This is a genomic window from Natrinema gari JCM 14663 (assembly GCF_000337175.1).
Taxonomy (GTDB): Archaea; Halobacteriota; Halobacteria; order Halobacteriales; family Natrialbaceae; genus Natrinema; species Natrinema gari.
On the sequence record NZ_AOIJ01000079.1, the window covers coordinates 95,974 to 120,245 of the forward strand.

23 protein-coding genes and 1 pseudogene are annotated in these 24,272 nt (G+C 66.2%); 13 read left to right on the plus strand and 11 right to left on the minus strand.

Going from position 1 to position 24,272, the window contains the following annotated elements; genetic code table 11:
* Positions 1 to 221: 221 nt before the first annotated feature.
* From C486_RS17195 to C486_RS17210, 4 genes are all read left to right on the plus strand, one after another.
* Positions 222 to 854 (plus strand): 50S ribosomal protein L1, encoded by a 633-nt coding sequence (locus C486_RS17195; protein WP_006187271.1) that lies wholly within the window; start codon positions 222 to 224, stop codon positions 852 to 854.
* A gap of 1 nt (position 855) precedes the next feature.
* A complete protein-coding gene (locus C486_RS17200) occupies positions 856 to 1,896 on the plus strand; it encodes a 50S ribosomal protein L10 (RefSeq protein WP_008458431.1) in 1,041 nt (346 codons plus the stop codon).
* A gap of 18 nt (positions 1,897 to 1,914) precedes the next feature.
* Positions 1,915 to 2,262 (plus strand): 50S ribosomal protein P1, encoded by a 348-nt coding sequence (gene rpl12p, locus C486_RS17205; protein ID WP_008458433.1) that lies wholly within the window; start codon positions 1,915 to 1,917, stop codon positions 2,260 to 2,262.
* A gap of 152 nt (positions 2,263 to 2,414) precedes the next feature.
* A complete protein-coding gene (locus tag C486_RS17210) occupies positions 2,415 to 3,653 on the plus strand; it encodes a tripartite tricarboxylate transporter permease (RefSeq protein ID WP_008458435.1) in 1,239 nt (412 codons plus the stop codon).
* Between the two features lie 21 nt (positions 3,654 to 3,674).
* Here the strand turns inward: C486_RS17210 and C486_RS17215 are convergent, their stop codons facing one another.
* Positions 3,675 to 4,505: a BtpA/SgcQ family protein gene (locus tag C486_RS17215; RefSeq protein WP_008458437.1), complete on the minus strand. Its 831-nt coding sequence runs from the start codon at positions 4,503 to 4,505 to the stop codon at positions 3,675 to 3,677.
* Positions 4,506 to 4,633: 128 nt separating this feature from the next.
* On the opposite strand from C486_RS17215, the gene C486_RS17220 reads away from it, so the two are divergent.
* Positions 4,634 to 5,752 carry an NADH:flavin oxidoreductase/NADH oxidase gene (locus C486_RS17220; RefSeq protein ID WP_008458438.1) on the plus strand — a complete coding sequence of 373 codons (1,119 nt, stop codon included), beginning with the start codon at positions 4,634 to 4,636 and terminating at the stop codon, positions 5,750 to 5,752.
* Between the two features lie 51 nt (positions 5,753 to 5,803).
* Here the strand turns inward: C486_RS17220 and C486_RS17225 are convergent, their stop codons facing one another.
* The 3 genes from C486_RS17225 to C486_RS17235 all read right to left on the minus strand — a co-directional run bounded on the left by C486_RS17225 (position 5,804) and on the right by C486_RS17235 (position 7,532).
* Positions 5,804 to 6,592: an HpcH/HpaI aldolase family protein gene (locus C486_RS17225; RefSeq protein ID WP_008458440.1), complete on the minus strand. Its 789-nt coding sequence runs from the start codon at positions 6,590 to 6,592 to the stop codon at positions 5,804 to 5,806.
* Between the two features lie 78 nt (positions 6,593 to 6,670).
* Positions 6,671 to 7,234 (minus strand): thioredoxin family protein, encoded by a 564-nt coding sequence (locus C486_RS17230; protein WP_049910666.1) that lies wholly within the window; start codon positions 7,232 to 7,234, stop codon positions 6,671 to 6,673.
* Between the two features lie 73 nt (positions 7,235 to 7,307).
* A complete protein-coding gene (locus C486_RS17235) occupies positions 7,308 to 7,532 on the minus strand; it encodes a hypothetical protein (RefSeq protein ID WP_008458444.1) in 225 nt (74 codons plus the stop codon).
* 118 nt (positions 7,533 to 7,650) lie between these two features.
* Here C486_RS17235 and C486_RS17240 point away from each other — a divergent pair, with 118 nt between their 5' ends.
* From C486_RS17240 to C486_RS17260, 5 genes are all read left to right on the plus strand, one after another.
* Positions 7,651 to 8,334: a hypothetical protein gene (locus C486_RS17240; RefSeq protein ID WP_008458446.1), complete on the plus strand. Its 684-nt coding sequence runs from the start codon at positions 7,651 to 7,653 to the stop codon at positions 8,332 to 8,334.
* 254 nt (positions 8,335 to 8,588) lie between these two features.
* A complete protein-coding gene (locus C486_RS17245) occupies positions 8,589 to 9,074 on the plus strand; it encodes an Lrp/AsnC family transcriptional regulator (RefSeq protein WP_008458448.1) in 486 nt (161 codons plus the stop codon).
* Positions 9,075 to 9,076: 2 nt separating this feature from the next.
* Positions 9,077 to 10,234 carry a pyridoxal phosphate-dependent aminotransferase gene (locus C486_RS17250; protein ID WP_008458451.1) on the plus strand — a complete coding sequence of 386 codons (1,158 nt, stop codon included), beginning with the start codon at positions 9,077 to 9,079 and terminating at the stop codon, positions 10,232 to 10,234.
* Between the two features lie 209 nt (positions 10,235 to 10,443).
* Positions 10,444 to 11,676: a GNAT family N-acetyltransferase gene (locus C486_RS17255; protein ID WP_008458453.1), complete on the plus strand. Its 1,233-nt coding sequence runs from the start codon at positions 10,444 to 10,446 to the stop codon at positions 11,674 to 11,676.
* A 233-nt stretch (positions 11,677 to 11,909) separates the two neighbouring features.
* Positions 11,910 to 13,763 carry a PAS domain-containing sensor histidine kinase gene (locus C486_RS17260; protein WP_049910662.1) on the plus strand — a complete coding sequence of 618 codons (1,854 nt, stop codon included), beginning with the start codon at positions 11,910 to 11,912 and terminating at the stop codon, positions 13,761 to 13,763.
* A 1-nt stretch (position 13,764) separates the two neighbouring features.
* On the opposite strand, the gene C486_RS17265 is transcribed toward C486_RS17260, so the two are convergent.
* On the minus strand, positions 13,765 to 14,352 hold the full coding sequence (locus C486_RS17265; protein WP_008458458.1) for a response regulator transcription factor: 588 nt from the start codon (positions 14,350 to 14,352) through the stop codon (positions 13,765 to 13,767).
* 165 nt (positions 14,353 to 14,517) lie between these two features.
* Positions 14,518 to 16,668, minus strand: coding sequence for a phosphoribosylformylglycinamidine synthase subunit PurL (gene purL, locus C486_RS17270; protein ID WP_008458460.1), 2,151 nt, complete (start codon positions 16,666 to 16,668; stop codon positions 14,518 to 14,520).
* A 202-nt stretch (positions 16,669 to 16,870) separates the two neighbouring features.
* Here purL and C486_RS17275 point away from each other — a divergent pair, with 202 nt between their 5' ends.
* From C486_RS17275 to C486_RS17285, 3 genes are all read left to right on the plus strand, one after another.
* Complete coding sequence (locus tag C486_RS17275; RefSeq protein WP_228370989.1) at positions 16,871 to 17,251, plus strand: hypothetical protein; 381 nt, start codon at positions 16,871 to 16,873, stop codon at positions 17,249 to 17,251.
* 105 nt (positions 17,252 to 17,356) lie between these two features.
* Positions 17,357 to 18,040, plus strand: coding sequence for a PHP domain-containing protein (locus C486_RS17280; RefSeq protein ID WP_008458463.1), 684 nt, complete (start codon positions 17,357 to 17,359; stop codon positions 18,038 to 18,040).
* A complete protein-coding gene (locus tag C486_RS17285; RefSeq protein WP_008458465.1) occupies positions 18,037 to 19,167 on the plus strand; it encodes an asparagine synthase C-terminal domain-containing protein in 1,131 nt (376 codons plus the stop codon). The genes C486_RS17280 and C486_RS17285 overlap by 4 nt, the downstream gene beginning before the upstream one ends.
* Before the next feature lie 15 nt (positions 19,168 to 19,182).
* Here the strand turns inward: C486_RS17285 and C486_RS17290 are convergent.
* From C486_RS17290 to C486_RS17310, 5 genes and pseudogenes are all read right to left on the minus strand, one after another.
* Positions 19,183 to 19,501: pseudogene (locus tag C486_RS17290) on the minus strand (cupin).
* A gap of 75 nt (positions 19,502 to 19,576) precedes the next feature.
* Positions 19,577 to 20,668 (minus strand): Mrp/NBP35 family ATP-binding protein, encoded by a 1,092-nt coding sequence (locus C486_RS17295; RefSeq protein ID WP_008458469.1) that lies wholly within the window; start codon positions 20,666 to 20,668, stop codon positions 19,577 to 19,579.
* A gap of 150 nt (positions 20,669 to 20,818) precedes the next feature.
* Positions 20,819 to 21,127 (minus strand): hypothetical protein, encoded by a 309-nt coding sequence (locus C486_RS17300; RefSeq protein WP_008458471.1) that lies wholly within the window; start codon positions 21,125 to 21,127, stop codon positions 20,819 to 20,821.
* The gene (gene nrfD / locus C486_RS17305) at positions 21,124 to 22,476 is read right to left on the minus strand and encodes an NrfD/PsrC family molybdoenzyme membrane anchor subunit (protein ID WP_008458472.1); all 1,353 of its coding nucleotides are present in this window, start codon (positions 22,474 to 22,476) and stop codon (positions 21,124 to 21,126) included. Before nrfD ends, C486_RS17300 begins: the two co-directional genes overlap by 4 nt.
* Positions 22,473 to 24,134, minus strand: a complete 1,662-nt coding sequence (locus C486_RS17310) for a 4Fe-4S ferredoxin N-terminal domain-containing protein (protein WP_008458474.1) — start codon at positions 24,132 to 24,134, stop codon at positions 22,473 to 22,475. The genes nrfD and C486_RS17310 overlap by 4 nt, the downstream gene beginning before the upstream one ends.
* Between the last annotated feature and the right edge of the window lie 138 nt (positions 24,135 to 24,272).

Sequence of the window (24,272 nt, forward strand, 5' to 3'; positions counted from 1 at the left end):
TGAATAATACGTTACTGTGATGAAACGAGGTGGGAAGAAGGCGGCCGCGTGGCGTCCATCTCGCCGGGCCGGTTCCCGTGGAGACGACGGACCCAACCGCGAGGCGAGCGTACTGGTAGTTCGACGGGTTTAAGTTCGGGTTGGCCCTCGGTTCAAGGGAGACAGGCATCGCCTGTTTCACTGACCCGTAGGAGCAGTCCTGCGTACTACGGAGGTGAACGATGGCAGATTCGGATATTGAAACAGCAGTAGCGCGCGCACTCGAGGATTCGCCCGATCGGAACTTTACCGAAACGGTAGACCTCGCGATCAATCTGCGCGACCTAGACCTGAACGAACCGTCGAACCGCGTTGACGAGTCGATCGTCCTGCCGGCCGGAACCGGCCAGGAGACTCGGATCGTCGTCATCGCCGAAGGAGAGACCGCAGTCCGTGCCGAGGAGGCCGCGGACGAGGTGCTTTCGGTGGACGACGTGGCCGATCTGGACGACGACGAGGCCAAAGACATGGCCAACGAGACGGACTTCTTCATCGCCGAAGAGGCGATGATGCAAGACATCGCCCGGCACCTGGGTACCATTCTCGGTCCCCGAGGGAAGATGCCGGATCCGCTCTCGCCCGACGACGACGTCGTCGAAACCGTCAACCGGCTCAAAAACACCGTGCAGCTTCGCTCCGGCGACCGGCGAACGTTCCACACGCTCGTCGGTGCCGAAGACATGGACGCCGAGGACATCGGCGACAACATCGACGTCATCCTGCGTCGCCTGCACGCCGACCTCGAGAAGGGGCCCCAGAACATCGACGCCGTCTACGTGAAGACGACGATGGGGCCGTCCGTGGAGGTGGCCTAGAATGAGCGCACAGGCTGAACGCAAAACCGAGAACCTTCCCCAGTGGAAGAAAGAGGAAGTCGACGAGCTCGCACGAATCATCGACGAGTACGAGAGCGTCGGCGTCGTCGGTATCGCCGGCATTCCCTCGAAGCAGCTCCAGGACATGCGTCGCGACCTGCACGGTACCGCCGTGTTGCGCGTCAGCCGCAACACCCTGCAGACGCGTGCCCTCGAGGACGCCGGATTCGGCGACCTCGTCGAGCACATCGGTGGGCAGGTCGGCATCATCGCGACGGACGAGAACCCGTTCTCGCTGTACAAGGAACTCGAGGCGTCGAAGACGCCAGCGCCGATCAACGAAGGCGAAGTCGCCCCGAACGACATCGTGATCCCCGAAGGGGACACCGGTGTCGACCCGGGCCCGTTCGTCGGCGAACTCCAGGGTATCGGCGCGAACGCGCGCATCGAAGACGGATCGATCCAGGTCATGGAGGACTCGACGGTCCTCGAGGCCGGCGAGGAAGTCTCCGCCGACCTGGCGAACGTCCTCAACGAACTCGGAATCGAGCCCAAGGAAGTCGGGCTCGACCTGCGCGCCGTCATCGCCGAGGGCGTGCTCTTCGACCCGGAGGACCTCGACATCGATGTCGAGGCCTACCGGAGCGACGTGTCGACGGCCGCCGCCCGCGCTCGGAACCTCTCGATCAACGCGAGCGTCCCGACCGCGACGACGGCCCCGACGCTCATCGCCAAGGCTACGGGCGAGGCCAAGAGTCTCGGCCTGCAGGCCGCCATCGAGGACGAAGACCTGATGCCCGACCTCGTCAGCAAGGCCGACGCACAGCTGCGTGCGCTTGCCGGCCAGATCGACGACGAGGAGGCGCTTCCTGACGAACTTCAGGACGTCGCGGCTCCCGCCGAACCGGCGGCAGCCGACGACGAGGACGAATCGGCAGACGACCAGACTGACGACGAGGCCGAGACCGAAGACGCCGATACCGATGATGACGACGAAGACGACGGCGACGGCGCGGCTGGTCTCGGCGAGATGTTCGGTTAATCAACGGAGGATCCAACAATGGAATACGTATACGCTGCACTCATCCTGAACGAATCGGACGAAGAGATCAACGAAGACAACCTGACGAACGTGCTCGACGCTGCCGGCGTCGACGTCGAGGAGTCCCGAGTCAAGGCGCTCGTCGCCGCGCTCGAGGACGTCGACATCGACGAGGCAGTCTCCGAGGCCGCTGCCGTCCCCGCTGGCGGGGCCGCCGCAGGCGGTGCCGCGGGTGGCGAGGCCGCTGCCGACGAGGGCGACGAGGAAGAAGAAGCCGAGGAGACCAGCGACGTGCCGGACACGACGGACGACGACGACGATGACGACGAGGCCGACGGCGAAGGTCTCGGCGAACTCTTCGGATAACGCGTCCCGTCGATCCGGTTTCGACGAGTTGCCAACCCCGATTTTTATCGCTGCTGGACGGTGAGTGACACTGCCGCCTGCAGGGACAGCGGATCGCAACTCGAGCGCTACGAGCCGAGACATTATAACGGAAGGCGCGGCCAAAGTCGGCGATGCCCACCCCGGTCGAGATCGTCGCCGAGCCGGTGTTGACACTCCAACTGCTTGCGTGGGTGGTCGCCGGCTCGCTGCTGGGGTGTTGTAGCGGGCTCGTCCCCGGCATTCACGCCAACAACTTCGCGTTCCTGCTGGCCGGGGCCGCGCCGTCGATCCCTGCGCCGCCGCTGTTCGTCGGCTGTGCGATGCTCGCGGCCGGCGTCGTCCATACGTTTTGTAACGCCGTCCCGGCGATGGCCCTCGGCGTTCCTGACGCGGAGATGGCCGTCACCGCACTGCCGGGCCATCGGATGGTTCTCGAGGGACGGGGCTACGAGGCCGTTCGGCTCTCCGCGCTCGGCAGTATCCTCGCCGTGATCGCGGCGGTTCCGCTGGCCGTGCCGGTCACCTGGGCTGTGACGGCCGTCTATCCGACGCTCCGGGCCCACCTCTCGGTCGTTCTCGCGACGGTCACAGTCGCACTGATTGCCTCGGAACCGACGTGGCGCGGCCGGTTCGGTGGGGTGCTCTCGTTCGCGCTCGCGACTGGCCTCGGCGCGCTCACGCTCGATCTCGCCACGGACGCCCCGCTCGAGGCGGGCGGCACGCTCGCGCCCCTGTTCGCCGGCCTCTTCGGCGCGCCGGTGTTGATCGACGCGATCCGGGGCAGCGGGATTCCGCGACAGGAGAGTGCCGGCGTACGGGCCTCGCGACCGTTCATCGGCGTCACCGCCGCCGCCGGCGCGCTCGCGGGTGCCGTGGTCGGTTACGTGCCCGGAATCACGGCGGCGATCGCCGCCGTCGGGGTGTTGGCGCTCGTCCCGAACGGAGCCAGCGACCGCGGCTACATCGTCGCGACCAGCGGCGTCGATACGTCGAACACGATCTTCGCGCTCTTCGCGTTGGTCGCGATCGGTCAGCCCCGTACCGGCGTGGTCGTCGCGTTCGAACGCACCGCCGCGCCGCTCGAGTTGCCGATCCTGCTTGCCGGTGTCGTCCTCGCGGGGCTGATCGGGTTCGCGGTCGTGATCGTCGTCGGCGACGCCTATCTCGAGGTGGTCGGCCGGCTGACCTACTGGAAGGTATCGGTCGCCGTCCTCGTCGTCCTGCTCGCCCTGTCGTATCTGTTTACAGGCCCGGTCGGCATCGCGATCTTCGCCGTCGCGACCGCGATCGGACTGGTGCCGGTTCGGGTGCGGTGTCGCCGCGTCCATCTGATGGGCGTACTGATCGGGCCGCTGATGCTCGGCCTCTGATCCGTTCGCCGTCAATCGTCGCTAGATGGCATCGCGAGCGGCCGCGACGACCCCTTCGACGCGCTCCCGTGAGACCGGAGCGGTCGTCTCGCCACCGCGTTTGAGTGCGGTGCCGACGATGACGCCGTCTGCACCCGCGTCGAAGCACTCACTGACCGTCTCGCTCGTCACGCCGCTCCCGACGAACACCGGGACCCGATCGTGGTCCCGCTCCGCGAGCGCGTCGGCGACGCGGTCGACGTCTGCGAGTGAGGTTTCGACGCCGGTTCCGGCCCCGGAAACGATAACGCCGTCGGCCGCGCCGCGCTCGACCGTCTCGAGGGCCGTCCGCTCGATATCCCGCTGTCCCATCGGCGTCGCGTGCTTGACGTGGACGTCCGCGAGGATGGCAACGTCGGCCCCGATCCGATCGCGAAGCCGGAGCGTCTCGTGGGCCCGGCCCTCGATGAGTCCCTGATCGGTTGCTGCGGTGCCCACGTGGACGTTGACCCGGACGAACGCGGCGTCAGCGGCCGCCGCGATCGACAGCGCGGCGCGGGCATCGTTGCGGAGCACGTTGATTCCGAACGGCACGTCGACGGCGTCGGTCAGTGCCGTCGCGACGGCCGTCATCTCCGCGACGACGTGTTTCGGAACGTCATCGGGATGGAACGGCCCGTCGCCGAAGTTCTCGAGGATGATGTCGTCGACCCCGCCCGCCTCGAGCCGGGTGCCATCCTCGAGTGCGCGGGTTCGGACGGCCCGGCGGTCGCCGTCGAAAGCCGGTGCGCCGGGGAGCGGCGGGAGGTGAACCATGCCGATAACGGGGCGGTCGGCGTCGAATCGGTCCCGGAGTGCTGTGGCCGTGGCCATATCAGTGCTGGGTCCGAGCCGGATAAATGAGTGCGGATCGCTCCGTCGGAGGGCACGGTGTACGGACGATCCGGCAAGCCCCGCTCCCTCCACGGTTGTTTTTTCGTCGGCGAGGTAATGTTCCGCTGATGGCAGACTTACTCGCTCCGTTATCGTTGCGCGACCGTGAGGCGGAAAACCGGATTGCCGTCTCGCCGATGTGTCAGTATTCGTGTGAGCGTGACGGGCTCCCGACCGAGTGGCACCGCGTCCACCTCGGGAGCCGGGCCGTCGGCGGTGCCGGCATCGTAATGACCGAGGCCACGGCCGTCGAGCCGGCCGGCCGCATCACGCCCTACGACCTGGGCATCTGGAGCGACGAACACGCGGCCGCGCTCGAGCCGATCACCGAGTTCATCCGCGAACAGGGCGGACTGCCCGGCATCCAGCTCGCCCACGCGGGTCACAAGGCCAGCAAGGAACGGCCCTGGGAGGGCCACGTCCCGATCCAGCCCGACGGGACCGACCCCCACGGTGCGTCCGGTTGGGAAGTCATCTCGCCGTCCCCCGACGCCTACCCGCCGTTCGACGGCGACCGGCCGGCGATGCGGAAGGCCGACCAGGACGATATCGAGGGCGTCATCGAGGCCTATCGCGCGGCGGCCGAACGGTCACTCGAGGCCGGCTTCGAGATCGCGGAGATCCACGCGGCCCACGGCTACCTGCTCCACGAGTTCCTCTCGCCGGTCACGAACACCCGCGAGGACGACTACGGCGGCAGCTTCGAGAATCGGACGCGGCTGGTCCGCGAGGTCGTCGCGGCCGTCCGCGAGGTCTGGCCGGACGACAAGCCGGTGTTCGTCCGCATCTCCGGTACCGATTGGCTCGACGACCGCGAATCGTGGAACATCGAGCAGTCGGTCCGCCTGGCGAACGACTTCGCCGATCTCGGCGTCGATCTGGTCGACGTGAGTTCGGGCGGGCTTCACCCCGAACAGTCGATTTCGGGCGGTCCGAACTTCCAGGTGCCGCTGGCAGAACGGGTCCGTGCGGACGCGGACGTCGCCGTCGGCGCGGTCGGCGGCGTCACCGAACCGGAGCAGGCAGACGCGCTGGTCCGCAACGGCCGCGCCGACCTCGTGCTCGTGGGCCGGGAGTTCCTGCGCGATCCGTACTTCGGCCTCCGCGCAGCCGACGACCTCGAGCGTGACCCGGACGCGGCCGCGAACGCGTGGCCGGCCCAGTACCGGCGCGCCGCGAAGCGGTAACGCGGTCGACTCGACTGCGGGTTCGAACCGGTCCGACGGGCGGGACTCGAGTTACGCGCCGTTGAAGCCGTCCAGCCAGCCGGTGACCGAAGACTGCAACGCGCCCGTCGTCGTCCCGATATTCAGGAGTTGGTAGCCGTTCGCGGCCTTTTCGTTGACATCGTCCATGCCGAAGCCGAGGCCACCGACCGGCACGTCGGCCTCGACGGCGGCCGACCGGATCGTCTCGACGGCTTCCTCGACCTCCGGATGATCGAACTCGCCCGGATGGCCCAGCGAGACCGAGAGATCGAGCGGGCCGATGAAGACGAAGCCGAGTTCGGGGACCGCGAGGATGTCGTCGAGTTCGTCGAGCGCGGACTGCGTCTCGACCGTGACCCCGACGACGGCCGACTCGTCCTCGCTGGTCACGTACTCGTCGGTCAGCCCCCAGCGGCTCGCTCGAGGGTTGGCCATGCCCCGGCGGCCGGGTTCGCCGTCGTACTCGAACCGACCGGCCCGAACCGCCGCCCTGAGTTCCTCGGCGCTGCCGACTCGCGGGAGGAAGACGTTTCGAACGCCGGCGTCGAGGGCTTTCCGTACCAGCGACGGATCGGTATCGGGAAGCCGCACCAACAGCTCCGTCCCGGTGCCGTCCACTGCGCGTAGCAGTTCCTCCAGTCGGCCCGCGTCCCGCGGGCTCGGCCCGCCGTGCTCGAGGTCGATCCAGACGAAATCAACGCCCAGCGCCGCGTAGAGTTCGACGACCGTCGGACTGTACGTGTTCTCGAGGACGCCGAGGGCCACGTCGCCGGACTCGAGCGTCTCCCGAAGCGCGTTGGTGCGCGGGTGCTGACTCACACGTCGATTCATACGGTCCCGGACTAAAGGCTTGGGCCGGACCGGCGGTAGTGGGCCACGTTTACGGGTCGAACCGCCTCAGTCGTCTTTCCACTTGATCGAACAGCCACGGGAGGGCTGCCACTCGAGGTCGACTGACGTACCGGCCAGCACGGATTCGATCGCCTCGCGAACGTGGAACCGGGTCGGCTCGTCGTCGGGGTTGAGAGCGTCGTCGAGACGGCCGTGGTAGACCAGTTCGAACTCGTCGTCGTCACGCGCGAAGAGGAACGGATCCGGCGTGCAGACCGCACCGTACGCACGGGCGACGTCCTGGCGCTCGTCGCGGAGGTACGCGTCGTAGTCGACTTTCCCGTCGTCGACGTACTCCCGCATCTGATCGATGGAATCGTCGGGGTACTCCTCGGCGTCGTTGGGGTTGATCCCGACGACCGCGACGTCATCGTACTCGGCGGCCAGTTCGTTCAGCAGGTCGAACTTCGCCTGCGCGTACGGGCAGTGGTTACACGTGAACACGAGCAACAGCGCCTCGTCGTCGGCGAAGGAGTCGAGCGAGTACGTCTCGCCGTCGACGCCCTCGAGTTCGAACTCGGGAGCGGGGTCGCCGGCCTCGAGTTCCGATTCGGACTCTTTGAGAACCATATCCGACCGTTCGGCTCGTTCGGCCTTAATCGTCACGCTCGGGACAGTCGGCTCGCGACCGTGATACCGCGTCCTAGCCGAACAACTCCGCGAACTCGAGGAGCAGGCCGGGGACGACCAGCAGGGTGATCCCGCCGACGAGCAAGGCGAGCGGGACGAGCAAGCTAACATCGGTCAGCAGCCAGAGGGCGAGTCCGCCAAGGATCGCCAGCAGGCCAACCAGCCGGAGCAGCCAGACGAACAGCCCCTCGAGTTCCGAATCGGCGACGACATCGGCGAGTTCGAATACTTCGTCCATGAGTGGTCGAAACTGGCCGACGGACACACTTAATTCCGGCGGCGAGTGTTATGAGTGGATCCCTCGTGTTCCCCCGTGACGACTTACATATTTGTACCCCCGGCCGCATCGACTGGGTATGAAGACGCTCGAGGTCACCGACGAGCAGTACGCGTTCATCCAGTACCTCCGCGAGGAGATCTCCGAATCGGTCGTCGGCAAGTACGGGTTCGTCCGCGAACAGGACGCCGTCCAGTTCCTGGTCGACAACCTCGATGAGGAGATCGAGATCGACGCCGACGAGTTCGACTCCTCGGCGACCGACGACGTTTCGGCGTCCGTCGGTGCCGCCATCGACGGCAGGGACGATCCGACCGAACTCGAGGAAGTCTCCTACGTCGAAGGCGACGCCGCCGACCCGCCGGCCGACGACGCGGGAGACGCTGACGGCTCGAGCGAGACGGGTCCAACCGACGACGCCGACGGGACCGGAACTGACTCGGACGACGGCGAAGCCGACCCGGACGCCGACGACGGCGACGATGGGGACGATGAGGACACAAGCGACAACGGCGGCGACGGCTCGGCCGACGACGGCGACGATGGGGACGATGAGGACACAAGCGACAACGGCGGCGACGGCTCGGCCGACGACGACGACATGTTAGACGAGATGATGAGCCTGCTCGAGACCCACGACGACAAGTGGGCGGAGTCCGACGCGGCGGATTTCCGGTACACCGTCGACCTCCCCGACGGCTCGAGCGAACAGGTACAGACGAAAGACGACGTACGGGCGCTGCTGTTCAAGAACTACCGGTAACCCGAGGAGCCGGCCCGCCGTTTGCGGCTGGCACCGTGCCTATCGTGGCGGGAGGGAGTCGCCACGCCCTCCGCAACCGATTCCGGCGATCATCGACCCCGATGGCTCGCGCTGCTCACGGCGGCTGTGCCGCCGCTGGATGCCGGCTGCCCAGTGTGAGATGAGATAGCTCCCCATGAGTTGTGCTGACACTGTCGCCGGTACGGCGGCCCAACAACGTTAAACCTTTACACACGCTCGCGCTTTCACGCCGTATGAGCGAACGCGAGGTGCTCGAGTTGCTTCGTGAGAACGCGCGCTACTCCACGGCGGATATCGCGCGAATGACCGACCTCGAGGAACGCGAGGTCGAGGCGACCATCGAGGAACTCGAGGCGACGGATGTCGTCCGGGGCTACCAGGCGGTCGTCGACTGGGACAAGTTGGAAGACGAGCGCGTCCGCGCCGAAGTCGAGTTGAACGTCACGCTCGACCGCGAGACGAGCTACGACGATATCGCGGAGCGCCTCGCGCGGTTCCCGGAGGTCAAAGCCCTGCGGCTGATCAGCGGCGACTACGACTTCGACATGGAGGTCGAGGGCGACTCCATCCGCGAGGTCTCGCAGTTCATCAGCGAAAAGGTCGCACCCGTCCCCGAGATCACCCAGACGGTCACCCACTACGTGATGGCCTCCTACAAGGAGAACGGGATCGAACTCGGCGACGGCGAGGGGGACGACCGCCTCTCGTTCTCACCCTGACCATGACGTTCGAACTGTCAGACCGCGTGGAGACGGTGCCGCCCTCGGGCATTCGGCGCTTCTTCGAGATCGCCGAGGAACGCGACGATGTCATTTCGCTTGGCGTCGGCGAACCCGATTTCGCGACGCCGTGGGCGGCCCGCGACGCCGCCATCACCTCGCTGGAGCAGGGAAAAACGTCGTACACGGCCAACCGCGGCAAGCGCGAGCTTCGCGAGGCGATCGCCGACTACGTCGCCGATCGGTTCGATCTGGGGTACGGTGCCGACGAGGAGATCATCGTCACGGCGGGTGCCAGCGAGGCGGTCGACCTGGCCTTCCGGGCCTTCGTCGATCCCGGCGACACGGTCGCGATCGCCCAACCGGCCTACATCTCCTACGAACCCGGCGTGATCTTCGCCGGCGGCGACGTGTTGCCGGTGCCGACCAAAGAGGAAGACGACTTCCGGCTCACCGCCGAGGCACTCGAGGCGGCCGGCGCGGCCGACGCGGACGTGCTTGTCCTCTGTTATCCCAACAACCCGACGGGCGCGATCATGCCCGCCGCGGATCTCGAGCCGGTCGCGGCGTTCGCCCGCGAGCATGACCTGACGGTCTTTTCCGACGAGATCTACGCCGAGTTGACATACGACGGCGAGCACACCTCGATCGCGACGCTGCCGGGGATGCGCGAGCGGACCATCGTCTTCAACGGCTTCTCGAAGGCCCACGCGATGACCGGCCTCCGGCTGGGCTACGCCCTGGGTCCCGCCGATGCCATCGGTGCGATGAACAAGATCCACCAGTACACGATGCTCTCGGCCCCGACAACGGCCCAGTATGCCGCGCTCGAGGCGCTGGAGTCCTGCGATGACGACGTCCGGGAGATGGTCGCGCAGTACGACCGCCGTCGGCAGTTCGTCCTCACGCGGTTCCGCGAGATCGGGATGGACGTCTTCGAGGCCAAGGGAGCGTTCTACTGCTTCCCCGAGGTTCCCGAGGGCTTCACCGCCGAGGAGTTCGCCGAGGAAGTCCTGCGCGAACAGGGCGTGGCCGTCGTCCCCGGCGACGTCTTCGGCGAGGGCGGCGCGGGTCACCTGCGGATCTCCTACGCGACCGGCCTTGAGGACCTCCGACGGGCGCTCAACCGGATCGAGGCGTTCGTCGAAGAACACGCCTGAGACGGGAGTGACCGGCGTTGCCGTCGAGCACACCTCTCTCGAGTAGTCCGCCCACCCGGATACGCCGGCCCTGCACTACTGGAGCCATTGAACGGCACTGCACACTTGACCGCATAACGGCGGTGCGGTCAGCGTGGCGATCGATGCAGTGGCACCGATTGATGTGGCGATCACGAACAGTTTTCCCGGTCGCCCGCCCTCTCGTGTACATGGTCGACTATCGTCCCATCCCGGACGAACGGGACGTCTTTCACGAGTACCGCAGCTACGCGTTCAGGCCCGAGGAGGGGGTGCCGGCGTACGACCCCGACGAGCACGAAACGCCCCGCGCGACGCTCGGGTCCCGTCGCGGCGTCTACGAAGCCGATGGGGCCGACGACGCCGAGCCCCGCTGTGTCTGCCGGCACTACTGGCTCGAGTCCCGCGTTCGCGACGAACACCACCGAACGGCCGGACTCGCGTCCGTCGCGACGCCACCCGAGTACCGCCGTCGGGGGTACGTTCGGCAACTCCTCGCCGACTCGCTCGCGGAGTATCGCGACCGTGCTATCCGGTTTTCCGTCCTGTGGCCGTTCAGTTATCGGTTCTATCGGCAATACGGGTGGGACACGTGCAACCGGATCGTCACCCACGAGTGCGAGCCCTCGGTGCTCTCGTTTGCGACCGCCGCGGTCGACCGGGACGTGGGATCGATGCGCCGATTCGCGGCCGACGAGTTCGAGTCGCTTATCCCAGCCTACGAGGCTCACGCCGACCGATACGCGCTGGCCCTCGAGCGCGACGCGGACTGGTGGCGACATCGTGTGTTCGCCGGCCACGATCGGGACCCGTTCGTCTACGCGTACGAACGCGACGGGCGGGTGCGGGGCTATCTCGTCTACACGCTCGACGGCGAAATGGGTGACCGGACGATGGCCGTCTCCGAGTTCGTCTCCGCGGATCGCGATGCCACCCTGTCGTTGTTGTCTTTCTGTCACGATCACGCGTCACAGGTCGAGCGCGTGCGACTTCGCGTTCCCGCGGCCGTTCCACTCCGCGATCTCGCTCGAGATCCCGACCGGATCGAGACCCATGTCGAGGACGGGCCGATGGTCCGCATCGTCGATGTCGCGGAAACGCTCTCCGCACTCTCGTACCCGGCTCTGGACGTCGATCTGACGATCGCCGTCGATGACCCGCTGGCCGAGTGGAACGAGGGCGTGTTCCGGCTGGCGGTCGCGGCCGACCACGCGGACTGTACCCGTCTCGGCGACCGGTCGACATCGGCGGCCGACGCCGACGTTCGCCTCGAGATCGGTGCACTCTCACAGCTCGTCGTCGGGTTCCGGTCCGCGGCGCGCCTCGAGCGAACCGGCGGGATCGAGACGGCGGAGTCGGAGGCTGTGGAGGCGCTGTCGACGCTCTTTCCCGAAACCGACGTCTACCTCGGTGATCAGTTTTGATCGCACGCGACGCTGCGTCGGCTGCTCCCTTCGACCGGCGGGGGAGAGAACCCGACGACGGACGGCGATTGTCACAGCGTCCCATCCGAACGCTCGGCCACGGCACTGAAATAGGCCGTTCACTAACTACGTGCTAACTGTCTGTCGATGATGACTACGGTTGTGAGTGGCGATCGCCTTGAGCGCGAGGAGGGTCGGTGTCGGTCGGCGGGCGGGGGTGGAGAGCCGTGACGATGCGGTCCGTTCCGATCGTCGATCGGGTGACCGACGCCTTCTTCGCCCTCGATACGGGCTTTCGGTTTACCTATCTCAACGAGCGAGCGGAGACGCTACTCGAGCGGTCCCGCGAGGAACTGATCGGGCGCGTCATGTGGGACGAGTTCCCCCAGACCGTCGAGACCCAGTTCCCCGACGGGTTCCATCGCGCGATGGACGAACAGGTGCCGGTCTCCTTTGAGATCTATCACATGCCCCTCGAGACGTGGTTCGAAGCACGGGCATATCCGTCCACCACCGGCCTCTCGGTGTACATGCGCGATGTGACTGAGCGGAAGGCACAGGAGACGACGCTGGCCCAACACGCCGCCGTCGTCGAGGCGGTCCACGACGCCGTCGTCACGCTCGACCGTAACCGCGAAATCGTGACGATAAACGGCGCGACCGAGTCGATTCTGGGCGCGGAGCGGTCGGCCATCGTCGGGGAACACGTCGAAACGCTCACCGAACTGGCCGGCATCGACGACCAACACGCCGTCGACATCGGCCGCGCGATCACCGATGTCGACGTCAGGAACGCGGATCGCCGCCAACTCGAACTCCCCTACGTCGGCCCGGAGGGTGACGACCGGATGGCCGAGTTCCGGTTCGTGCCGATCGAGGACAACACGGCGACCGTCGCCGCCGTGGTTCGAGACGTCACCGACCGACACGAGTACGACCGCGTCGTCACGTCCCTCCACGAGATCACGCGGTGGCTCCTCGAGTCGGACGATCCGGAGGAGATCTGTGCGATCTCCGTCCACGCCGGCAGCGATCTGCTCGATCTCCCGATCAGCGGCGTCTGGCTCCTCGAAGAGGAACGTGGCTATCTCGAACCCGTCGCCGGGACCGCGGGTGCCCACGACGAGTTCGGCGGCCTGCCGCGGTTCAACGCCGGTGAAGGGGTCGTCTGGGACGTCTTCGAGGCCGGCGAGGTCGAACTGTTCGACGACCTCGAGTCGGTCGACGGCCTCTACAACCCGGAGACGACGCTCGGGTCGGAGATCATCGCCCCGATCGGTACCCACGGCGTCCTCATGACCGGCTCGCTCGATCCCCACTGGTTCGACGAGACCGATGTCGATCTCATCTCGACGCTCGTCGAGAACACGCGGGCCGCCCTCGATCGGGCCGAACGGGAGCAGGTCCTTCGGGACCGGACGACCGAACTCGAGCGCCAGACCGAGCGCCTCGAAGCCGTGGCCGATGTCCTCTCGAGCGATCTGCAACGCCAACTGGAGGCCGTGGCCGACGCGCTCGAGGACGACCGCGCCGACGAGTGGGAGTTCCCCCTCGCGGAGGACACGGTCGAAACGACGCTCGACCGCACCGAAGGGCTCGTCGACGACATCCGGGAGTTCGCCCGTAACGCTTCGCGAGTCGGGGCCCGCAGCCGGCTCCGCCTCGAGTCGGCGATCGCCGACGCCGTCAGCGAGTCCCGCCTCGACGAAACTGCCGTCATCGTCGACGGCCCGGCAGTGCTCCGGGCCGATCCCGATCGTTTTTCCCACCTGCTCGAGACGGCCTTCGACAGCGCCGTCGCACGGGCCGAAGGCGACGTGACGGTCCGGATCGGGCTCGTCGGGTTCGACGATGACGGGAGCCGCGGCTTTTTCCTACTCGACGACGCGGCGAAAATCCCGCCGAACGCACACGATCGCGTGCTCGACCCGACCGCCGACGACGAGACCGCGATCGACGGACTCGGTCTCGCGCTCGTCCGTGCCATCGCCGAGGCACACGACTGGGAGTGTACCGTCACCAACGGCGACGCCGGCACGCGGATCGAGTTCCGGGACGTGACGACACTCGAGCGCCGACTCGAGTAACTTACTCTCGAATCACCGATTCGCCCGCGATGTCGTGACAGAGCTGTCGGTAGCCGTCCTGTTCGAACAGCGACTGCATCGTGTCGTTGACCTGGACCCGGAGGACCGCCAGTCGGTCCCTGAGTTCGGCGTACTCCTGGCTCGACTTCCGTTGGGCCTCGGTCTTTTGATCGTCCAACAGCGCCTTCTTCGACGCGAGCGCGAAAAACTCCTGAAGGTTCTCGTTGTAGCTCGCTCGGAGCTGCAGTTGGTCGATGACCTCGATCAGTTCGCCCTTCGAGACCGGCTTGACAAGGTAGTCGTCGAACCCCAGCCCGATGATGTCGAAGTCCGGTTCGACCGCCGTCACCATCGCGACGCGGCAGTCGAGGCCCCGCTCCCGGATCGTATCGAGAACGGTGTCGCCGGAGAGTCCCGGCATCCGCCGGTCGAGCAGCACGACGTCGATCGAGCCGTCGATGGCGTCTAGCGCTTCGTTGCCGTCGTAGACCGTCTCGACGTCGCAGTCGTCCGCGAGCCAGGCGGCGTAGAGATCCGCGAGGTCGGGTTCGTCTTCGACGATCAGGACGGCCGGGGTGTCGATTATCATCGAAGTTCCTCCGAGACTATCGGTTCGTCGGGTAGGTGGTTCCGACTGTATATCAATATTCCGGATAATAGATCGACGGAATCACGACACGGATAGTTATTACTGCCCCTTCGGTAGAGTGACACGAATGTTAACCTGAACCGCGGTCGCTTCGTCGACGGCTCGTTATGCGAGTTCGCGGTCGATCGTCGCGCGTCGCTCGCGGATCGTCGCCGCGTCGGTTTCGATCGTCCGCTCGCCCGCGTCGATCACCAGCCGTCCGTCGTCGGTCGCGGTCCCGAGTTCGACGACGGGTGCGACGCCGTCGAACGCGTCGCGGACCGCCTCCGGCGCGTCGGTCTGGATCAGTGCCCGCCCCGGCTGTTCGTGGAACAACGTGCCCGCGGGATCGTCGCCCGGGATTGACACCTCGAGACCAGCGTCCGCGGTGACCATTTCGGCGAGCGCGACGGCGAGGCCGCCGTGGCTGACGTCGTGGACCGCGAGCGTCGCGTCCTCGTCCGCGACCGCTGCGAGCGTCTCGATCAGGGCCGCGGGGTCGTCGGGGAGCGCCGGGAACCGATCGCTGCCGTCGAACTGCGCGAGGTACTCCGAGCCGCCGAGTCGGACGTCGTCGGCTGCGAGGCCGCGATCACCGACGAGCAGCAGGTCGCTGTCGGCTGCGACCGACAGCGGCGGCGTGTCGTAGCCGTCCTTGGCACCGACCATCGCCAGCGTCGGCGTCGGCGGGATCGGCCCGGCGACGGAGTCGTTGTACAGCGAGACGTTTCCGCCGACGACCGGCGTCGAGAGCGTTTCGCACATTTCGGCGAGTCCATCGACGATTCCCGTGAATCCACCGTACACGTCCGGCTTCTCCGGGTTGCCGCCGTTGAGACAGTCGACCGCGGCCAGCGGCGTCGCCCCCTTGGCCGCGATGTTCGTCGCGTTCTCGAGCGCGACCGCGCGGGCCCCCTCGTAGGGCGCGGCGTCGGTCCAGTTCGGTGCCCCGCCGGCGGAGAGCGCGAGCCCCTGCTCGGCTTCTCGGACCGCCATAATCGCGGCGTCGTCGCCCGGTCCGACGCTCGTGCGGACGCCGACCTCGTGGTCGTACTGCCGGTAGACCCACCGCTTCGAGGCCGTGTTCGGGCTCGAGATGACCGCGTCGAAGGCGTCCGTGAGGGCCGCATCGGGCAGGTCGGATTCGGGTTCGGGGGGCGCTTCGCTCTCGAGGTCGTTCATCGGCGCGCCCTCGCCGAGGAAGGAGGCGTCGACGTCGACGACCGTCTCGCGCTCTCCCGACTCGCTCTCCGCGAAGGTACAGACGTAGTTGCCTTCGGTGACCTCGCCGATGACCGAACAGCCCAGATCGAACCGCTCGGCGATCTCGCGGACCCGCTCGACGTTATCGGGCTCGACTTCGTAGCACATCCGCTCCTGGGATTCGGCGAGCAGGATCTCGAGCGCGTTCATGTTCGGTTCGCGCTGGTGGACCCGCTCGAGTTCGATGTGGGCACCGAGGTCGGCTTTGGCAACCATCTCGCTGGATGCACCGCCCAGACCGGCGGCACCGAGGTCGCGGGCCGATTCGATCAGGTCCTCGTCGACGAGTTGCTCGTTGGCCTCGATCAGCAACTTCTCCGCGTAGGGGTCGCCGACCTGGACGGCGGGGCGGTCCTCGGTCTCGGCGTCCTCCGCTAAGTCCTCGCTGGCGAAACTCGCGCCGCCAAGTCCGTCGCGGCCGGTGGCGTTCCCGACGAGAACCAGTTTGTTGCCGGGCTCCTGTGCCTCGGCGGTCACGAGCCGCTCCTCGGTCGTCAGGCCGACACAGGCGACGTTGACGAGCGGGTTGCCCTCGTAGTCCGTGTGGAAATCGACGCTGCCCGCGACCGTGGGAACGCCGATACAGTTGCCGTAGTGGCTGATCCCCTCGACGACGCCCTCGAAGAGGTACTTCGAGTGCTCGTCGTCGAACTCGCCGAAGTACAGCGAGTCCGCGAGCGCGATCGGGTAGGCACCCATCGAGAGCGTGTCCCGGACGATCCCGCCGACACCGGTCGCCGCGCCGTCGAACGGGTCGACGTAGGAGGGGTGGTTGTGGCTCTCGATCCCCAGCGTGATGTAGGTCTCCCCATCGAGTGCGACGACCGCCGCATCGTCACCCGGGCCGACAACGACCCGCTCGCCCTCGCTGTCGAAGGCCGATAGCAACGGTCGCGAGGAGCGGTACGCACAGTGCTCGCTCCAGAGGTTCTCGAACAGCGCCGCCTCCGCTCGAGTCGGCTCTCGATCTAACTCGGAGACGACGAGTTCGCGGTCCGAATCGGCAAGGCTCATTCACCTAGGTGATGAAAGTCGGCCGGTAAATGGGTTTCCATATGCACCTTCGTGGATAAATACGCGCCAAAGCGAGCGGGCAGCGGAGCGGTTCGGTCCGGAGAGGCACCGCGGTGCCGGCATGGATCGCGGCGTGATCGTCGGGAAGGTGGACCGGGTCCCGTCGCGAACGTTTACTATCTGTAGTGTGACGGAAAAGCCGATGGCTGAGGACGAATTCGACGACAGGGAGCTGGTCGATGTGCTTCGCTACGAGACCGCATCCGGACCCAGCTACCGGTCCGTGCCCGCGGGAGAGGGAAAACGGATCGTCGCCGCCCACGAGAACGAGTTGCGAAAGCGGATTCGGGTTCGGCGGCTCGGACTGACGGCGATCGCGATCGCCGTCGGCGTCGGTGGCGTCCTCGTCGAGCGCGCGGCAGTCGGTGCGCTCGTCGCGGCAATCCTCGTCGGCGCGGGATGGCTAGCCGGGGGCGACCACGAGGGGTTCGTCCCGACAGTCGTCGACGAACGACTACGGCTGGAACGTGCGGCATCGACGTACGACCTCGACGTTCATTCGGCAGACCCCTATCAGGAGTAGTCGCATCGACGAGACGCCCGCTGTCTCGAGTCGCGACGATGGCCCCGTTCGCCGACCGTGGTCGGGACCGAGTCGTTTTTGATCAGGCCGCCTAAACGTGTGGTCGTGCTGTCGGTCGAACTCCACACGCATTCGTCGCTGTCCTACGACGGTCGCGACCCGGTCGAGCTCATTCTGGAGCAGGCCGAAGCCATCGGCCTCGACGCGATCGCCGTGACGGACCACGACGAGATCGACGCAAGCCTCGAGGCCGTCGAGCGCGCTCCCGACTACGGACTGGTCGCCATTCCGGGAATGGAAATCTCGAGCAAGGCGGGCCACGTACTCGGCCTGGGGCTCGAGGAGGCCGTTCCGCCGGGGCTGTCGTTCGAATCGACGCTCGAGGCGATCCACGATCAGGGCGGCCTGGCCGTGATCCCCCACCCGTTTCAGGAGGCTCGTCACGGCGTCATGGCGCGGATTTCGCGGGACCAACTCGCCTTAGGCGACGCGATCGAGGTCTACAACTCCCGGCTGTTTACCGGGCGCGCCAACCGACAGGCCGAACGCTACGCCCGCTCGCGGGACCTGCCGATGACCGCCGGGAGCGACGCTCACATCAGCGAGATGGTCGGCCAGGCGGTCACCCGCGTCGACGCCGACGAACGCTCCGTCGACGCGATTCTGGACGCGATCGCCGACGGACGGACGACCGTCGAGGGCAAACGAACCCCCTGGCGGATCAGCGTCCGGCAGTTCGCCGGCGGCGTCACGCGACGACTGAGCCGGGTTCTAAAACTCCTTCAATGACAGCGCCACGCCTTCGCGGCATCGAGCCACCGGTCGTTCGCACCGCCCTCGAGAACCGCGACCCGCTCCCCGGAACGACCGGCTTCGCGGGCGCGGTCGACAACCGACTCGTGCGCGACGTGCTCGGCCGAGTCCCTCTCTTCGTCGACGGCGACTCGAGTACGACAGCGGAGTCGGCGTGGGCCTTCGAGCCGACCGCACTCGAGGAGCCGACGCTCTTTCCGGCCGGCGCGGCCGCGGCTGTTGGCGAGCCGCTTCCCGACCTCGAATCCCACTGGGCGCTCCCCGATCCGACGCCGGCAGCGCCCGACGCCGCTCTCGAGGGGCTCGCCGACGCGATCGAAACCGCGGCCGACGCGGCTCGGCGGGACGACCGCGATATCGCCGTCGCCTTCTCCGGTGGCGTCGACTCGGCGCTCGTCGCCGAACTGCTGGACGCGCCGCTGTACGTCGTCGGCTTTCCCGACAGTCACGACGTCGAGGCCGCACGGACGGCGGCCGACGCGATGGGCCGTGATCTGACGGTCGTCGACCTTGAGCCGGCCGACCTTGAGCGTGCCGTCCCCGAAGTGGCGCGGGCGACCGGCCGGACGAACGCGATGGATGTCCAGATCGCGCTGCCGCTGTTTCTGGTCGGCGAACGCGTCGCCGCCGACGGGTTCGACGCGCTCGCCGTCGGACAGGGTGCCGACGAACTGTTCGGCGGCTACGAGAAAGTCGTCCGGCTGGACCACCGCGTCGAGGCCGAGACGGTTCGCGGGGCCGTTCGCGAGGGGATTCGCAGCCTGCCCGCCCAGCTCCCTCGAGACGTGTTGACGATTCGGGCGACGGGCCTCGAGCCGGTCGCGCCCTTCCTCCACGACGCCGTGGTCGCGGCTGCGCTCCGATTCCCCGACGAGCTACTGGCCGATGACGACGAGCGAAAGCGTGGCTTCCGTCGAATCGCCGCCGAGTATCTCCCCGCCGAGGTCGCCACGCGGGACAAGAAGGCGGTCCAATACGGGAGCCTCGTCGCCCGCGAACTCGACCGGCTCGCTCGCCAAGCCGGCTACAAGCGCCGGATCGACGATCACGTCGCCAAGTACGTCGCCGCGCTGTGTTCGGACGGTCCGACCAGCCGCGAGTGAGCCCCACCTCGTTCGTCAGGCCGGGAGCGGACAGCGGCTCATGGTGAAGACGACGGTCCCATCGGTCTCGTTTCTCGCGCCGTGGGTGACGCCGCGCTCGTGGTTGACCACGCCGGGTGCAGCGACCCGCTCGCGTTCCTCGCCATGACTGACGGTCCCCGTTCCCTCGAGGGTGTGACAGCCGTTCGTGCTCTCAGCGTGGTCGTGGCCCTCGAGTGCCGTAGTCGGACCGCGGGCGACCGCCTTGACGAGCACGCCGTCGGTGACGACTAGTTCCGCAGTCCCGACCCTCGCCGTCGGCCGGCTCGAGGTCGATGATCGGGATCGGAGCCACACCGCTCCGTCTCGGGACCGGCCAGCACAAAAAATCCGATCCGCGGTCCACACGTCGTGCTCGCTGTGGCGGACGTTAGTCTTCGGTCTCGGTCGGCAGCTTGTTCGCGGGTTCCTGCGTGATGTTCTCCGAGACCGTCCGACGGTTGGTCTCGCCGATCCGATCCGCGACCTCGCCGACGACGTCCTCGAGGTGGCTCTGGACCTCGCTGTCGTCGTCCTTGACGAGCGCCCCCTCGCTGCCGTCGGCCCCGAAGTCCGGGTGGATCGGGATTCGACCGAGCAGCGGGACATCGTACTTGTCGACGATGGTGTCCGCGCCGCCGGTGCCGAACAGGCCGTGCTGGTCGCCACAGGACGGACAGATAAAGGAGCTCATGTTCTCGACGACGCCCAGCACCGGCGTATCGTGTTTATTGAACATCTGAATCCCCTTTCGGGTGTCGTCTAACGCCATCTCCTGGGGCGTCGTGACGACGACCGACCCCGTCACGGGCATCGACTGGAGCAGGTTCAGCGTCGCGTCGCCGGTCCCCGGCGGCAGGTCGACGATGAGGTAGTCCAGCCGCCCCCACTCGACGCCCTCGAGGAACTTCATCATGAACTTGTTGACCATCGGCCCGCGGAGGATCGCGGGGTCGTCCTCGTCTTCCATCATCATCCCCATACTGATGATGCGGACGCCGTCCGACCGTGGCGGAACGATCTCCTCGTTGGGCGTGACGCCGGGGTCGCTCTCTGGCGGGAGGATCTGCGGGACGTTCGGTCCGTGAATGTCCGCATCGAGCAGGCCGACCATCGCGCCGCGTTTCTCGAGCCCGGCCGCGAGGTTGGCCGCGACCGTCGTCTTCCCGACGCCGCCCTTCCCGGAGGAGACGGCGATGACGTTGCGAACCCGCGGGAGAACCTCGTCGTCGAAGCCGTGGTCCTCGCCGACGTGTGCTCGCAGGTCGGCCTCGAGACCGGCGTCTTCGATGACCTCGCGGACCTGATTCCCGATCTCCATCTCGGAGGGTGCGTAGGGCGTGTTGAACGCCAGCGAAATGCGGGCGGTTTCGTCGTCGATGGTGACGTCGTTGACCAGCCCAAGCGAGACGATGTCCTCGCCGAGATCCGGATCTTCGACCCCCTCGAGTTTGATTTCGAGTTCGTGTTCTGTGATACTCATAGTGACTGTATGCTAGCCGAAAGGAGGGCATGCAGCGGGATACGTGTGATGGTTCGATACTCGAGTGGGAGCTATGGACCCCGTACTGGGGGACGGTCACAGCGGGCGCCAAAAAACGAAATCGGTGTTCGGAGACGATTCGAGTGACGGTTACGGCGGGCCGACGCTGCTGATCGGCTCCGGTGGGCCGCCGTAGAAGACGACGCCGATCAGCACGGTCAGGACGAACATCCCGACCCACATCGATGTCGTCAGGCCGACGAGGTAGCTCACGCCTGTTAGTCCGGATTTCGTGTCGCGTGGTTTCCCGAGGAACCAGGCCGCGAGCATGATGTAGACTGGGACCAGAATGACGGCGAAGATGATCCAGGTCCCCTCGTTGGCGAAGCCGGTGAAACCGGACGTACCGTCGTAGCCGTGGTACAGGAGCGTCGAGAGGATCGTTTGCGTCGTACTCATGCTTCCACCTCCGGTTCGGTCGCTTCCTCACTGTGCTCGTGGTCACCGCGCAGGTGTTCGATCGCGTGGAGTTCGACCACCGGGACGAGCTTCGAGAGGTTGAGGAATAAAAGTACGACCAGCGCAGTCGTTCCGACGAGCGACAGCCATTCGATCGCGCTCGGGAAGTAGGTCCCGGGCGTGTTGGCGTAGATGTTGAAGTGTGGGTCCATGAACCCTTCGACGACGAACAGGACCTTCTCGGTCAGTGTTCCCATGAGCACCGCACAGCTGACGACGATCGCCCGTTTCTTGCTGAACAGCTCGGGACGGATTCCCTGCACGAAGATGTACACGAGCGAGGCAAAGATGAGCCCGATCGCGATACGGTAGAGCGGGTGGGCGATCTTCGCTTCGGCCGCGTGTGCTTTGTCGAGCGGACCGAGGAAGATGCCGTTGAAGACGGCCTGAAGCTGGAACCAGAGGAACAACAGGGTGAAGAACCCGAGCCACAGGAGCAGCCCGCGGAAGATGTCGTCGGTGATGATGTGGTCCCAGTCGTAGGCGCGGCGGAACCCATAGGAGATTATGATCACGCCGCTGATCGCGGACATCAGCGCGATACTCAGGAACATCGGGCCCTGAATCCCACCGGTCCAGGCGGGCATCGCCGGCAGCAGCGCGAACAGCCACGGAATGACGCCACCGTGAAGCAGGAGCGGGGCCATGATGATGACCGCCGCCGCGAGCCACCAGACCATCCGCTGGATGACCTCGTCCTCTCGCTTGGTGTAGCCGATCGTCATGATCTTGTAGATCGGCTCGAACATGTCGGGGAGGTCGTCACGCAGGCGGTTGACATCGTACCGGAGCGTCAGACCGAGGTAGGTAGCCGACAGCACGAAGTACGCCGTAATGACCGTCACGTCCCACACCAGCGGCGAGTTGTTGACCGTGATGTGATAGTGACCGATGATGCTCGTGACCATCCGGTCCGGACGGCCCATGTGAACGATAATGTAGAAGCCGGCGGCCGAGAGGCCACCGATCGTCGTCATCTCCGCGAGTCGGGCGATCGGCATGTATCGATCCATACCGAGCAAGCGAACGGCAGCCGAGAGGATGATGCCGCCGTGAGCGACGCCGACCCACCAGATGAACGCGCCGATGTACAGCCCCCAGGTCGAACCGCCGCCGCTCCCCCAGTCGCCGAGGCCGGTGACGACAAGCCCCTTCTGGAGCTGGTATCCCCAGGCGACGATGAACGCGAGGAGGCCGATGGCAGCGATGCCGTAGACCAGAAAGTACTTCTTGGTGAGCGTGTTGATCGGACGAAGGATGTCCGCTTCGGACGGTTCCTTCGTGCTCATAGCGACCCCCCGTCAATACCGCCGACGGTTTCCTCGTCGAGGATATCCTGCCGTTTGTCGGCGAGAACTTCGATGTCCTCGTACTTCGTCGGCCCTTCGACCTGCTCCGCTTCCGGTCCGGGCTGCTCGCCGAGATAGGTGACGTTCGGGTTCGTTCCGACGTCCTCGAGCAGCTTGAACGAGTTCGGCTTGCCGGTGTACTGCTGGATGCGGAACCTGGCCTGCCGCTCGCTTCCGTCGCCGAGTTGCAGTTGGGTGATGGCCTCGTCGGTCTCGAGGTCGACGTACTGTTCGAAGGCGTCGACGGCGGCGACGACCTTCTGTTCCTTGCGGAGGATGCTGTTGTTCTCCTCGTCACCGGGCTCGGTGCGATCGCTGACGAGCTGGACCGCCTTCATGATCGAGAGGGTCTCCTGGTCGAGGTTCTCGAATTTCTCGAGGGCGGACTCCATGTCGTCGTCCGAACTGAGTGTCCCGTCGATCGTCTCCGGCGACGGAATGCCTCCTCTCGAGTCGGTGTGCTCGCCCGACAGACGGATGACGGCCCGGCTCTTGCTCGGGTGCTCGCGGTGCTGGTACGGATCGCTCTTTTCGTCTTTGACGTTCCCGAACTGGATCGCGTTCGGCGGGCAGGCCGACTCGCAGGCGCTCGTTCCGATCTTCTCTTCGCCCTGTTTGCCGTCCTGCATGGACGGGCACATCGTACACTTGCTCATCACGCCGCGAGGCGCACGACTGTCGACCCAGCGCTCGCCGTATTCGTACTCGGCGTGTGTGATCTGGTCTGGGTTTTCGGGGTCCTCGTAACCGTCGATGTCCTCGTAGTCCGTGTGAGGTTCGTCCCACTGGAAGTAGTTGACGCCGTAGGGACAGGCGACCTGACAGTAGCGACAACCGATACAGACGTCGTAGTCGGTCAGGACAAGCCCGTCCTTGTCACGCGTATGCCGGGCCGTCGTCGGACAGACCTTCTCACAGGGGGCGTCCGTGCAGTGCTGGCACGGCCGTACGAGCATATTGAAGTCGCTCCCCATATTGAAATCGGAGCTGTAGACGCCCGTGTCGGTGCCCTCCTCGTGGCCCTCGTGGAGTTCGTCCTCCCAGGCCATGACGTACATCCAGTTGACGCCGGCGTCGAGGTCGTTCTCCTGGGTACAGGCCGACATACAGGTCAGACAGCCGTCACAGCGCTCGAGGTCGATCGTCATCCCCCACTGCGTGTCGCTGTGTTCGGTGGTCTCCGAGTGTCCGCCCTCGGCGGAGAGGCTCTCCATGGGACCGTCTCGGGTGGAACCGAACGCGCCCATCCCGACGGCCGCTGCACCGACGCCCATCTTCTTCATCGTCTCGCGACGCGTCTCCCCGCCGTCGCCGTCGAAGGCATCGAGCATCCTGGAGGCGGTTCCCTTGGCCTCCTCCTGTGCTGCCTCGTAGGCTTCTTTGGTCGGACGCTCGTCCTCGCCGAACTCCTCCATCACGGCCTCGTGATGCTTCTCGTGGAATTCGGCCTCGGAGAGCTCGCCTTTGGTGACCCGCATCGCGTCCTGGGCCATCTCCATACCGAGATCACTGTCGTACTCGGTATCGTCGAGCATCGTCTCGAGTTCGTCCTCCCACTCGTCCCCGAGCGGGTGGAATGATTCATCGTCCGTGCTCATTAGATCAGAACACCTCTGAATATGACACTGGTGTCATGCCGGAGGTACTCGACGGCATGCACTTGAAATCGTTCATTTATCTATCCTCATTCGCCCTCTCACAACCGTACTCGGATGAAATACCGACCCGATTTCCAT